Source organism: Pseudoduganella plicata, from assembly GCF_004421005.1.
In the GTDB taxonomy this organism is placed as follows: Bacteria; Pseudomonadota; Gammaproteobacteria; order Burkholderiales; family Burkholderiaceae_D; genus Rugamonas; species Rugamonas plicata.
Window position 1 is genome coordinate 2,041,805 of record NZ_CP038026.1, and the last position, 12,248, is coordinate 2,054,052.

A 12,248-nucleotide genomic window follows, 5' to 3' on the forward strand; every position below is an offset into this window, starting at 1 on the left:
GCTTACTGCGGCAGCACTTCGACAGTGGCCGCGTAGGTCGCGCGGCGCGCCGGCATCTGCGGCGGCTGGCCCGGTTGCGCCGGTGCGGCGGCCGGCCAGCTGCTGCTGACGAGGTACATGCCGGCGGCGGGGATCGTAAACGTGATCTCGCCTTTCGCGTCCGTGCTCTGGCGGATCTCGCCCAGCGTGCCGCGGTAGCGCACGCCGCCCGGGATCAGGCTGAATGGCAGGTTGGCGGCCGGCTTACCGTCCAGCAGGAAGCGCCACGTCGCCTTTTCGCCCGCGCGCATGTCGTTCGGGTGGGTGACCGGCACCAGTTCAAGGCCGCTGCCCGAAGGCTTGAAGACGGCCGTATCGGGTTCGTTCGCGCTGACGAACGTCTCCAGGCGGCCATTGGTGCGCGATACCTTCAGGTCTTCCGCGTTGGCCGGCACTTCCTGAGCCAGAGCGGACTCCAGGCCGCGCCAGCGCTTCGTTTCGCCGTTGGCCTTCCAGCTGGCGAACGCCGTCTGCGAGACCAGCGCGATGCGGTACGTGCCGCTCTTCGCCATCTTCACGTCGAACGTGCTGCGCAGCTTGCCCGTGCTGGCGTTTTCCGGCGTGACGGCGGCACCATCGGGGCCGGTGATCCGGATGCCATCGAGCTTCAGCGGCACGTGGTCGATGTCGAACAGGCCTTCGGAGATGGCGGCATCCACGGTCACCCACGGCTCCTTGCCTTCCACCAGCGTCGACGACGGCAGCAGCCACGGCTTGTGGGCGTGCGCGCTGAACGCGGCGCCGGCCAGTGCCAGCGCAATCAGGGTCTTATGCAGTTTCATCGGTGGTCCTTAAGGTTTGACTTGCACGACGACGTTACCCAGTTCTTCCTTGCCCTTGGCGGCGAATTCCTGCGCCGACTTCGGCGGCCAGGCCAGCGACACCTTCACCAGTTCGCGCCCGCCCGCCTCGCGCGCCGCTTCCACCACCAGCTGGTACTGGCCGGCCGGCAGCTTGTTCAGCGCTTCCTTTGCGACCGGGAACGTCAGCGTGTGCTCGCCCGGCGCGCGCGTGGCGCCGGATACGCCGTCCAGCGGCAACGCCAGGTCGCGGCCCGTCTTGCGCCACCACTGACGCATGTCCTTGACCCACTTCGTGCCCGCGTTGTCCTTCTTCTTGGTGTCGTACAGCACGGCGAGGTTGGCGACCACTTTCTGGTCCGCGTTTTCCATCCACGCGGCGATGTACGGCTTGTGGTACTCGGCCACGTTCAGTTGCGGAATATCGAGTTTCAGGGCCAGGTCGGCCGCCATCGCCGATGCACTGAACAGCGGGATGCTGAGTGCGATGGAATAGCGTAATTTCATGTATGCCTCTAGAAGATTTAGTGAATGAACAGCAGCGCGATCACGGCGGGGATGAGAATGCCGAGACCGACCATCGGCCAGGTGAACGGCCGGTTTGCCGCGTGGAACTTGAGGATCAGCAGGCCCGTGATGCAGAACACGAGGCAGGCGCCGGCAAAGATGTCGATGAACCAGTTCCACGTAGCGCCCGTGTTGCGGCCCTTGTGGACGTCGTTCAGCCACGAGATCCAGCCGCGGTCCGTGTTTTCGAATTCGGCGGCGCCGTCCTCCAGCCCGATGCGGACCCACGCGTCGCCGCCCGCCTTCGGCAGCGGCAGGTAGACTTCATCGACGGACCACTCGGCCGCGCGGCCGCCCGCCTTGACGGACCAGGTGGATCGCAGCCAGTCCTCGGCGGCGGCGGGCAGCGGTGCCTTGTCGCCGTCGTGCTCCTGCGCGAACGCCTTCAGTTGCGCCAGCAGCGGCGCGGGCGCCGTGGCGTCCTTGCGCACGATCGTCGGTTTGGCCTCGATCTGCGCGGCATGGTTCAGCGTGATGCCCGTAATACTGAACAGGAACATGCCCAGCAGGCACAGCGCGGAGCTGATCCAGTGCCACTGGTGTAATTGCTTCAGCCAGACGGCGCGGCTGGCAGACCTCAGGCTGGCTGCCGTCTGGGGGGATGCGTTTTCGCTCAATTGATGTGCTTTCCTGCGCCGGCAAAGGTATAAGACTACAAATGATAATGATTATCATTTGGGGAGTCAATCGCATCCATGGCAGAGATACAAATCTCCTTGGGTGGCGTTATCAAATCAATATTGCATCGGTGTTCGATGGCGTACAGAGGTAAAGTCCACAATAGCGTATTGTCGAGTTTGTTCTGGACAAAACAGGAGAGCACCAATGACGACATTCACGAAAAACGAGCTGGACGAGCTGACCAAGCGCATCAAGGAAGTGAAGTTCGGCATGTTCACGACAAGTGACAGCGAAGGCTGCCTGACGAGCCGTCCCCTTACGAGCCAGCAGGTCGACGAGGCGGGCACCATGTGGTTCTTCGTCTCCGACCAGGAGGACTTCACGCGTGAACTGCCGAGCCAGCCGTCCGTCAACGTCAGCTTTGCCGACGTGGACGATCACCTGTACGTATCCGTCTCGGGCCGCGCCGAGCTGACGCGCGACCGCGCCAAGATGGAAGAGCTGTGGAAGCCGTCGGTAAAAGCCTGGTTCCCGCAGGGGCTGGACGACCCGCACCTGGTGCTGCTGAAGGTGTCGATGCAGTCGGCCGAATACTGGGATACGGGAAACAGCAAGATGGTGACCCTGTTCGCCATGGCGAAGGCGGCCGTGACGGGCAAGCCGCCGACCGATATTGGCGAGCACAAGCATCTGGGCCAGTAGAAGTTAAAGCAACGGACAGGCTCCCGCTGGGTGACTGTCCCATGCCCCCCAAAAAAAATCCGCCGAAACCGGCGGATCTTTTTTTTCACACGCCCGAGCTCGACTCGGGCCCGGGTGCCCCGCCCCCGGTGCCGGGCTGTTCGCCCTGGCGTGCGCCCTGGTCGGTGCTCTGGCGGTTGCCCGGAATCGGTTTGTCCACACGCCGCACTTCCGTTTCCGGGAGATCGATGTTGCCGATGCCCGGATGCTCGGTATCCACGAGCACGAAGGTCTCTTCGCTGGAGTGGGTCTTGCGGGAGTTGTCTGATGGCGTCATGCCTCGCCTCCTCGACAGAAGTCCTGGGAGTTCGTTGAATCAGCCCTGACGGTTGTCGCCGCGGCCGTCTGTCTGGCTGGGCTGGGTACCCTGATCGTTGCCGGCGGTGGCAGCGTTACCGCGCGTTGCGCTCTGGCGATTGCCGTTCTTGTGGCTCATGGCCCCGGCACGGCGTGCCTCTTCCGACGTGAATTCGTGCGCGGTGCCTTTTGCATGCGCCGCGCGCCCCCCTTCGGAAGCGATCTCGCGCTGGCGCTGCGGATCCATCGATGCGAAGCCACGGTTCCGGGTCGCGCTCTGCTTGTTGCCCGTGGTGCCCTGGGCCTCGCCTTGCCGACTACCTCGATTGTTACCCTGATTGGATGATGCCATGATCAATTCTCCTGAAGTGATGCAGTGGAATTTGGCGTAGTGAAGGTGTGAAGGTACGTATAGAGCGTGTAGAGAGGAGACCCGTGCCCGATCGCTCACCGACCAGCGACGATCATTGTTATAACAATCGGGCAACAGGAGCACCCATGGTAGTGCAAGCACTGAACAGGAAATATAGGACGCGTACAGGTCTGGCTGTAGGACAGCTCTTACCCCAATTCCAGTGGGAAAATAGTCTCCTCGACGGCGAGGTACAGCCTGTCGCCGGGGCCCGGTTCGATCTCATGCCCGCCCGTGAACGCGCCGAAGGACGGCAGCACGGCGCGATGCGTGCCCACCAGGAAGCATGGCAGGCGCATCGACTCGCGCCCGGAGCGCAGGCGGTAGACGGGATGCACGTGCCCGGCCAGCACATAGCCATCCGCCGCCAGGTCCGGATGGTGGCAGAACGCGAACGGGCCGACGGCATAAGGTTCGTCCACCATCTCGAGGCGCAGCTGCGCCGACGGGTCGCCGGCATGCTTGTCGTGATTGCCGCGCACGAGCGTCAGGCGCAGGCCGGGATGACGCGCACGCCATGCCAGCATGGCCAGCAACGTCGATGACGCGTGGGCAGCCTTCGCATGCAGGAAGTCGCCCAGGAACAGGATGTGCGCGACATCGTGGGCGGCCAGCAGCGTGTCGAGCGCCTGCAGGTTTTCCGTCGTCGTGCCGCGCGGGACGGGAATGCCCAGCGCGCGGAACGAGGCGGCCTTGCCGAAGTGGATGTCGGCGATCAGCAGCATGCGTTCGCGCGGCCAGTACAGGGCCTTCTGCGCCAGCAGCAGCACGTCTTCGCCCGCCAGCGTAATGGCAACGGCGCTCATGGTTCCGCCGCCCTCATGGTCCAGCCGCCTTCTCCAGCTCGCGCAGCACGCGCGCCACGCGGTCGGACAGCTTTTCCGTCGTCAGCTTCTCGCGGAAGCGCTCCACCATCAGCGCGAAGCCGAACGGCGTGGCCCGCTTTGTTTCGTGATAGCTGACGGCGCGGCCCCGCAGCGCTTCCAGTGTGGCGCGCAGCCGGTTCAGCTCCAGCTCCTGTTCCAGCACTTCGCGCTGCGCCTGCGTCAGCAGCAGGTTGGCGGCGTCGTGCTTGCGAAAGACCTCGAAGAACAGCGACGACGACGCCTGGATCTGCCGGTTGCTTTTCGGCTGGCCCGGATAGCCCTGGAACACCAGGCCGGCGATGCGGGCGATCTCGCGAAAGCGCCGCTGCGACATCTCCGTCGCGTTCAGGCTGGCCAGTACGTCCTCCAGCAGGCCATCGGTGCTGAACAGGTCCACGTCGCTGCCATGGGCGGGTGCGAAGACCGTCGGCCAGTCGACGGTTTCCGATGCCAGCAGCTCCAACCCGTAGTCGTTGACGGCAATGGAAAACGTGATCGGCCGTGTGCGTCCGATGCGGTAGGCGAACAGGGACGCCAGGCCGATGTGCACGGCGCGCCCGGCGAAGGGATAGAGGAACAGGTGGTGGCCTTCGCGGCTGTGCAGGCTCTCGATGACGGTGCGTTCGGGCGTTGGCAGCGCCGACCAGCGCGCCTGGATCTCCAGCAGCGGCGCGATCGCCAGCATTTCAGGGCCGCTGTAGACGCCTTCCGTGACGAGGCGCATCTGCGCCAGCGCCGCATGCGCCAGCTCGGACGACAGCGGCATCTTGCCGCCCTGCCAGCGCGGCACGGCGCCCTTTGCGCCCGTGGCCCGCTTCACGTAGGCCGTCATCTCGTGCACGCGGATGAATTCGAGGATACGGCCGCCGAACAGGAAGTTGTCGCCCTTGTTCAGGCGCGAGATGAACCCCTCTTCCACCGTGCCGATCCGTCCGCCGCTCTGGTACTTCACCTGGATCATGGCTTCCGAGACGATGGTGCCGATGCCCATCCGGTGGCGCCGGCCGATCGCGGCATCCGGCACGCGGTAGATGCCCTCCTCGTCCGGCAGCACGCGCCGGTATTCGGGATAAACGGTGAGACTCTGGCCGCCACGCGCCACAAAATCAAGCGCCCATTGCCATTCGTCTTCCGTCAGATGACGGTACGACCACGCGGTGCGCACCTCGGCGAACAGTGCCTCCGAACGGAAGCCGCCGCCCAGCGCCACCGTGACCAGGTGCTGTACCAGCACGTCGAGCGGCTTTTCCGGCACGCTGCGCGCTTCGATGTCGCGGTCCTTGACAGCCTGGATGGCGCCGGCCGCCTCCAGCAATTCGAGGCTGTGCGTAGGCACCAGCGTGACGCGCGACACCCGCCCCGGCGCATGGCCCGAGCGTCCCGCGCGCTGCAGCAGCCGGGCAATGCCCTTGGCGCTGCCGATCTGCAGCACCCGTTCGACGGGCAGGAAGTCCACGCCCAGGTCAAGACTCGACGTGCAGACGACGGCCTTCAGCTCGCCCTTCTTCAGGCCCAGCTCGACCCAGTCGCGCACTTCCTTGTCCAGCGAGCCGTGATGCAGCGCGATGATGCCGGCCCAGTCGGGCCGCGCCTCCAGCATGTTCTGGTACCACAGCTCCGCCTGCGAACGGGTATTGCAGAACACCAGCGTCGTCGCATTCTGCTCGATCTCGTCGATCACGGCGGGCAGCATCTGGATGCCGAGGTGGCCGGCCCACGGGAAGCGCGACGGGTTGGCGGGAATCAGCGTATCGACGCGCAGATCCTTGCGGATGCTTCCCTCCACGGTGGCCCCTGGCATGTCCGCGCCCAGCAGCACGTCCTTGGCGCGCGCCAGGTTGCCCAGGGTCGCGGACAGGCCCCAGACGACCAGCCCCCCGTTGCCGGCGGCGTGATTCCAACGGCGCAGCCGGGCCAGCGCCAGCTGCGTCTGCACGCCCCGCTTGTTCCCCATCAGTTCATGCCATTCGTCGACGATGACCATGTCCAGCATGGCGAACTGCTCGGCCGCATCGGCTTTCGACAGCATCAAGGTCAGGCTTTCCGGGGTCGTGATCAGCGTGTCCGGCAGGTGCTTCGCCTGGCGGGCGCGGGTCGCGGACGACGTGTCGCCCGTGCGCGCATCGACCACCCAGCCGGGCATCAGCTGCGTGCTCGATTCCGTCAGCGCGCGCAAGGTGTCCGCGGCCAGCGCGCGCATCGGCGTGATCCACAGCACGCGCAGGCCGCGCTTGCGCGAAGGTTTCGCCACCATTGCCCGCTGCAACGCGGCGAACCATACCGCGAACGTCTTGCCTGACCCGGTGGTGGCATGCAGCAGGCCCGATTCGCCGGCCAGCGCGGCCTGCCAGACGGCGCGCTGGAACGGGAAGACCTTCCAGCCGCGCGCATCGAACCAGGCCCCGGCCTGCCCTGCCGCCTCGCGCCTGTTCATGCCGCGAGGCTCGCCTGCGCCAGCAGGCCCTTGAGCGAGTCGAGCGTATCGGCTTCCTCCACGCTTTTGTCGTCGCGCCGGCGCAGGATGCGCGGGAAGCGCACGGCGATGCCGGATTTGTGCCGGGGCGATGCGGCGATACCTTCGAAGCCGATCTCGAACACCATGGTCGGCTTCACGCTGCGTACGGGTCCGAACTTTTCCACGGTCGTGCGCCGCACCGCGTTGTCGACCTGGGCGATTTCCGCATCCGTCAGCCCCGAATATGCTTTCGCGAAGGGCACCAGCATGCGCTGGCCATCCGCATCCACGTCCCAGACGGCAAACGTGTAATCGGTGTACAGCGACGCGCGGCGGCCATGGCCGGCCTGGGCGTAGATCAGCACCGCATCCACGCTGTACGGATCGATCTTCCATTTCCACCACGTGCCCACGTCCTTGGTACGGCCCACGCCATACTGCGCGCTGGCGGCCTTGATCATCATGCCTTCCACGCCGCGGGCGCGCGACTCATCGCGGATGCGGGCCAGCGCTTCCCAGCTTTCGGCTTGCACCAGCGGCGAGATGCGCAGGCGCGGGCTGCCGGCGCGCTCGACGAGCTGCTCCAGCAGCGTGCGGCGCTCGCATTGCGGCAGCTTGCGCAGGTCGACGCCGTCCAGCTCCAGCAGGTCGTACGCGACCAGCGCGGCGGGCAGCTCGGCCAGCAGCTTGGGCGACAGGGTCTTGCGGCCGATGCGCTTCTGCAGGTCGGCAAACGGAGACGGGTTGCCGTTGTCCTTGTCACCGCTTTGCCAGATCAGGATCTCGCCATCGACCACGGTGCCTTCGGGCAGGCGGATCGCCGCCAGTTCCGGGAAGCGCTCCGTGATGAGGTCCTCGCCGCGTGACCACACCCAGTTGTCGCCGCCACGGGACACGATCTGCGCGCGCATGCCGTCGTATTTCCACTCGACCTGCCAGTCGGCGATGTCGCCCAGCGTTTGCGGCGCCGCCTGCAGCTGGTGCGCCAGGAAGAACGGGTACGGCTGGCCGCCGCGCATGGCGTGTTCCTGGTCGGACTGTTCCGCGATCAGTTGCAGGAAGCCCTGCGCCGTGGGGCTGACGCTGCCGTCCGTCCAGCCCATCAGACGCTGGGCGATCAGTTTCGAATCGACTGCCGCGATGGCGGACAGCGCGCGCGTAACGAGCAGTTTCGAGACGCCGACCCGGAAACCGCCGCCGATCAGTTTCACCAGCAGGAAGCGCTCGCGCGTTTCCAGTTCGTCCCAGTAGTCGAACAGCGCCTGGCGGATCGTCTCGGGCGCGGCGCCGCGCAGCGGCGCGATGCGCTGCTCGATCCACGTGGCCAGGCCGATGTCGCTGCGGGTCTTCGGTTCCGGCAGGATGTGCGCGATCGTTTCGGCCAGGTCGCCCACGGCGTCGTAGCACTCGTCGAACAGCCATTCGTCCAGCCCCGCGTATTCGGTGGCGTACTGGCGCAGCAGCTTGGCCGGCACCGCCTGGCGCGGCTTGCCGCCTGCAAGGAAGTAGACGGCCCACGCCGCGTTTTCCGGCGCGGCGCTGGAGAAGTAGGCTTTCAGTGCGTCGAGCTTGCGGTTGGTGGCGGTGGTTTCATCCAGCTCGGCGTACAGGCGCGCGAATTCACGCATCGGCATCCTCCCGAGCATCCTCCCCAGCGTTGTCCACCTTGCGGCGCGCCTCGGCCGTGCCGGCGTCGCGGGCCGCATTGGCCTTGTCCTTGACGGCCCAGCGCTGCGCGACGGGATCCGGTTCGGTGGTCGCCACGCCTTCCGCCGCGGCACCCGCATCGGCGGCATTCTCCGCTTCGTCGTCGCCGTATTCGGTGTCGAAGCCTTTCGCATCCAGGCCGTTCTGGCACAGCCAGCGCACCATCGTGGGAATCGAGCCGTGCGTCACGACGACCCGTTCCGCTTCGGTCGCCTTGATCGCGCCCATCAGGCCGGGCCAGTCTGCGTGATCGGACAGCACGAAGCCGCGGTCCACGCCGCGCCGCCTGCGCGCACCGCGCAGCAGCATCCAGCCGCTGGCGAAGGCATCGCTGAAGTCGCCGAACCGCTTGACCCACGGCGAGCCGCCTGCGGAAGGCGGCGCGATGATGATGGCGCGTTTGATGTCGGCCTTGTCCACGTCGCTGACCATCTTCGTTTCGGGCAGCGGCACGCCAGCGGCGCGGTAGACGCGGTTGAGCGGCTCGACGGAGCCGTGGCAGATGATGGGACCGATGGAGGCATCGAGACCGGACAGGATGCGCTGCGCCTTGCCGAACGAGTAGCACAGCATCAGGCTGGCGCGGCCTTCGGCGGCGTTCTTGCGCCACCAAGCGTTGATGTCGTCGAACGTCTGCTGCTGCGGTTCCCAGCGGTAGATCGGCAGGCCGAACGTGGACTCCGTGATGAACGTATGGCACCGCACGGGTTCGAACGGCGCGCACGTGGCATCGCCCTCGACCTTGTAGTCGCCCGACGCCACCCACACTTCGCCGCCGCATTCGAGCCGCACCTGCGCGGAACCCAGCACGTGCCCGGCCGGGTGCAGCGAGATGCGCACGCCATTGTGCTCGACCACTTCGCCATATGCGAGGCCCTGCACGTCGATGTCGCCCAGGCGCGACTTGAGGATGCCGACGCCGGGCGCCGCGGCCAGGTAGTGGCCATGGCCCACGCGGGCATGGTCGCCATGGCCGTGCGTGATGACGGCACGGTCGACGGGGCGCCACGGATCGATGTAGAACCCGCCCGGCACGCAATACAGGCCTTCTCTTCGGACGACGACCATATCGGACATACGATGCTCCCTCAACGCTATGGTTCATTGTAGCCAGAGGGATCTTGCGTGTATGTCCGCCAGCGCACCAAGTGCGGCGGGGCGGGCGGGTCAGTGGCGTGACAGGGCAACGCGTATTTGCGACGGTGTTTGCATCGGTGACCGGCATCATTTTCCGGGCTTTGCCCGGAAAAATGGTGTCAGTCCCACAGGGGGCGGAATGGCGTCTGTCGCCGATTTTCGGGTCACCGGCGGCACTGCGAAAATCTGGAATAATGCTGAGGACAGACACGCATTTTTTCGGGCTTTGCCCGGAAAAATGGTGTCAGTCCCGCAGGGGGCGGAATGGTGGCTGTCACCGGTTTTCGGGTCACCGGCTGCACTGCGAAAATCTGGAATAATGCTGAGGACAGACACGCATTTTTTCGGGCTTTGCCCGGAAAAATGGTGTCAGTCCCGCAGGGGTTTAAGCGAGCTGCACGAACTCCGCCATGAACGTCTTGGTCGTATTTTCGGGGAACTCGATGGTGACCTGGTCGCCCGCGACGGACAGCACGGTGCCGATATCGAACTTCGGCACCTTGACCTGGCTGCCGACGGCGATCACGGGTGCCGGCGGCACGGACGGTTCCGGTGGCGGTTCGAACAGAGCCTCCTCGCCATCATCCATCTGCACGGATGGCGGCGATATGCAGTTGTCGCAGCAGTCGCAGTGCTCGAAGCCCGGCTGGTCGTCGGCAAAATAATCGAGCATCAGCTTCCAGCGGCAGTAGCCGCTCTGCGCGTAGCCGACCATCTGTTCCAGGGCTTCGCGGTCGCGCTCCTGCTTGTGCTGGTAGACGGCGGAGAGCTGGTCGAAGATTTCCGCCCTGGCATCCCTGTTCGTCAGCAGGTAATCGAGCTTGCGGTTCTGGCGCAGCAGCTTGCCGTCCTTGAGCAGCTTCAGGCAGACCTTGAGCTTGCTGTCAGCCATGTCCGGCAGCGCTTGGGCAATGACGCCCGCCTGGCACGGTACCAGCGGCGCGACGCTGTCGTAGACGGCACGCAGCTCCTCGGCTGTCGGGTAGTGCTTGACCAGGAAGAACTGCTGCAACCGCTTGTCGTCCTGGAAGTACAGCAGTGTGCATTCGGCCGGCTCGCCATCGCGGCCCGCGCGGCCCGACTCCTGGTAATAGGCTTCCAGGTTGGCCGGGACCTGCAGGTGGATCACGAAGCGCGTGTCGGTCTTGTCGATGCCCATGCCGAAGGCGTTCGTCGCCACCATCACGCGCCGCTCGCCGTTCATGAACAGGTCCTGGTTTTCCTTGCGTTCGCGGGCCGGCAGCTTGCCGTGGTACAGGGCGACGCTCTCGCCGGCCTGCTCCAGCGCCGCATGCATCTCTTCGGCCGCCTTGATGGTGGCGGCATAGATGATGCCCACGCCGGCCGTTTCGCGCACCAGCCGCAGCGCCTCGGAAATCTTCTCGGCCGGATTGGTGATCTGGATGACGCGGTAGTGCAGATTGGGCCGATAGATACCCGTATTGACCACGTGCATGCGCGCGCCCAGCTGGCGGCCGATATCGTCGATGACGTCCGGCGTGGCGGTGGCCGTCAGCGCCAGCACGGGCGGATTGTCCAGCGCACGCCGCGCCGCGCCGATCTCCAGGTAGGCGGGCCGGAAGTCGTGGCCCCACTGCGAGATGCAGTGCGCTTCGTCGATGACGAGCAGCGAGATTTCCGTGTCCTTCAGCACCTCGAGGAACTCCGGCGTTGCCAGGCGCTCGGGCGTGCAGAAAACGATGTTGCTGAGGTTATTGCGGATGCTGTCCAGCGCCTCCAGCTCCTCGCCGCGCGACAGGCTGCTGTTGAGCTGCGCTGCGCCGATGCCGATTTCCTCCAGTTTTTCCAGCTGGTCCTTCATCAGCGAAATGAGCGGCGAAACGACGATTGTCGTGCCCTTGAAGATGGAGGCAGGAATCTGGTAACAGAGCGACTTGCCGCTGCCGGTGGGCATGATGGCAAGCGTGTCGTTGCCCTCCAGCACACTGTCGATGACGCCGCGCTGGCCATCGCGCAGCTGGTCCACGCCAAACACGTTGTGCAACAGATTGCGGATTAGCCGCGCGCGTGCGGCGCCAATGCGCACCGCGGAGCGCTTCTCGGCGGCGCTCAGGTTTCTCGTTACCATGGATTTGTCCGGTTACTATCTTAGCAACCAATGTAGGCGCCGTACCGTGCAGATACCATAGGACGCGGCCTACAAATATCGTAGGAGTATGGCGAGAGCGCGCTCTCGCCCAGCCGCAAGCGGCCCGTCAATAATTACTGAGCAATGCGTACAGCACCATGACAAGCCCTGCCAGCGACACCAGCCACACCAGCGAGCGCACGTAGGGAATGCCCAGCGCATATAACGGCACGTAGACGATGCGCGCCACCAGGTACAGCCAGCAGCCCCACAGCGTCAGCGTACCCTCCGCCCCGCCCACGTGGGCCGCCAGCACGGCGGCGGCGAACAGCGGCAGCGTCTCGAACAGGTTCTGCTTGGCCCGTTCCAGCCGCGCCGTCACCTTGCCCGGCGGCGGTGCGCCGCCATCGCGGGCACCGGCGTTGTACGCGGCGCCCGTTTCCTTCGTGCGCAACGTCGAGTGCAGGAAAATCTGCACGATCGCCAGCACCAGTGTCCAGCCCAACAGAGTCAGTCC

11 protein-coding genes and 1 pseudogene are annotated in these 12,248 nt (G+C 65.5%); 1 reads left to right on the forward strand and 11 read right to left on the reverse strand.

Annotated elements, in window-relative coordinates:
- Window positions 1-2: 2 nt before the first annotated feature.
- The 3 genes and pseudogenes from E1742_RS09005 to E1742_RS09015 all read right to left on the reverse strand — a co-directional run.
- Complete coding sequence (locus E1742_RS09005; RefSeq protein WP_134384562.1) at window positions 3-821, reverse strand: DUF4198 domain-containing protein; 819 nt, start codon at window positions 819-821, stop codon at window positions 3-5.
- A 9-nt stretch (window positions 822-830) separates the two neighbouring features.
- The gene (locus tag E1742_RS09010) at window positions 831-1,346 is read right to left on the reverse strand and encodes a DUF2271 domain-containing protein (protein ID WP_134384563.1); all 516 of its coding nucleotides are present in this window, start codon (window positions 1,344-1,346) and stop codon (window positions 831-833) included.
- Window positions 1,347-1,363: 17 nt separating this feature from the next.
- Window positions 1,364-2,050 (reverse strand): annotated as a pseudogene (locus tag E1742_RS09015) (PepSY-associated TM helix domain-containing protein); the annotation flags it as partial.
- A 181-nt stretch (window positions 2,051-2,231) separates the two neighbouring features.
- Here E1742_RS09015 and E1742_RS09020 point away from each other — a divergent pair.
- Window positions 2,232-2,729, forward strand: a complete 498-nt coding sequence (locus E1742_RS09020) for a pyridoxamine 5'-phosphate oxidase family protein (protein WP_134384565.1) — start codon at window positions 2,232-2,234, stop codon at window positions 2,727-2,729.
- Window positions 2,730-2,814: 85 nt separating this feature from the next.
- Here the strand turns inward: E1742_RS09020 and E1742_RS09025 are convergent, their stop codons facing one another.
- From E1742_RS09025 to E1742_RS09060, 8 genes are all read right to left on the reverse strand, one after another.
- Window positions 2,815-3,045, reverse strand: a complete 231-nt coding sequence (locus E1742_RS09025) for a hypothetical protein (RefSeq protein WP_134384566.1) — start codon at window positions 3,043-3,045, stop codon at window positions 2,815-2,817.
- A gap of 39 nt (window positions 3,046-3,084) precedes the next feature.
- The gene (locus tag E1742_RS09030) at window positions 3,085-3,417 is read right to left on the reverse strand and encodes a KGG domain-containing protein (RefSeq protein WP_134384567.1); all 333 of its coding nucleotides are present in this window, start codon (window positions 3,415-3,417) and stop codon (window positions 3,085-3,087) included.
- A 209-nt stretch (window positions 3,418-3,626) separates the two neighbouring features.
- The gene (gene pdeM / locus E1742_RS09035; RefSeq protein WP_134384568.1) at window positions 3,627-4,283 is read right to left on the reverse strand and encodes a ligase-associated DNA damage response endonuclease PdeM; all 657 of its coding nucleotides are present in this window, start codon (window positions 4,281-4,283) and stop codon (window positions 3,627-3,629) included.
- 13 nt (window positions 4,284-4,296) lie between these two features.
- Window positions 4,297-6,777 carry a ligase-associated DNA damage response DEXH box helicase gene (locus E1742_RS09040; RefSeq protein WP_134384569.1) on the reverse strand — a complete coding sequence of 827 codons (2,481 nt, stop codon included), beginning with the start codon at window positions 6,775-6,777 and terminating at the stop codon, window positions 4,297-4,299.
- Window positions 6,774-8,426, reverse strand: a complete 1,653-nt coding sequence (locus E1742_RS09045; RefSeq protein ID WP_134384570.1) for an ATP-dependent DNA ligase — start codon at window positions 8,424-8,426, stop codon at window positions 6,774-6,776. Before E1742_RS09045 ends, E1742_RS09040 begins: the two co-directional genes overlap by 4 nt.
- Complete coding sequence (locus tag E1742_RS09050; RefSeq protein WP_134384571.1) at window positions 8,419-9,582, reverse strand: ligase-associated DNA damage response exonuclease; 1,164 nt, start codon at window positions 9,580-9,582, stop codon at window positions 8,419-8,421. Before E1742_RS09050 ends, E1742_RS09045 begins: the two co-directional genes overlap by 8 nt.
- 445 nt (window positions 9,583-10,027) lie before the next feature.
- Complete coding sequence (locus E1742_RS09055; RefSeq protein WP_134384572.1) at window positions 10,028-11,731, reverse strand: RecQ family ATP-dependent DNA helicase; 1,704 nt, start codon at window positions 11,729-11,731, stop codon at window positions 10,028-10,030.
- 127 nt (window positions 11,732-11,858) lie between these two features.
- Complete coding sequence (locus tag E1742_RS09060; RefSeq protein WP_229466655.1) at window positions 11,859-12,236, reverse strand: MAPEG family protein; 378 nt, start codon at window positions 12,234-12,236, stop codon at window positions 11,859-11,861.
- Window positions 12,237-12,248 lie beyond the last annotated feature (12 nt).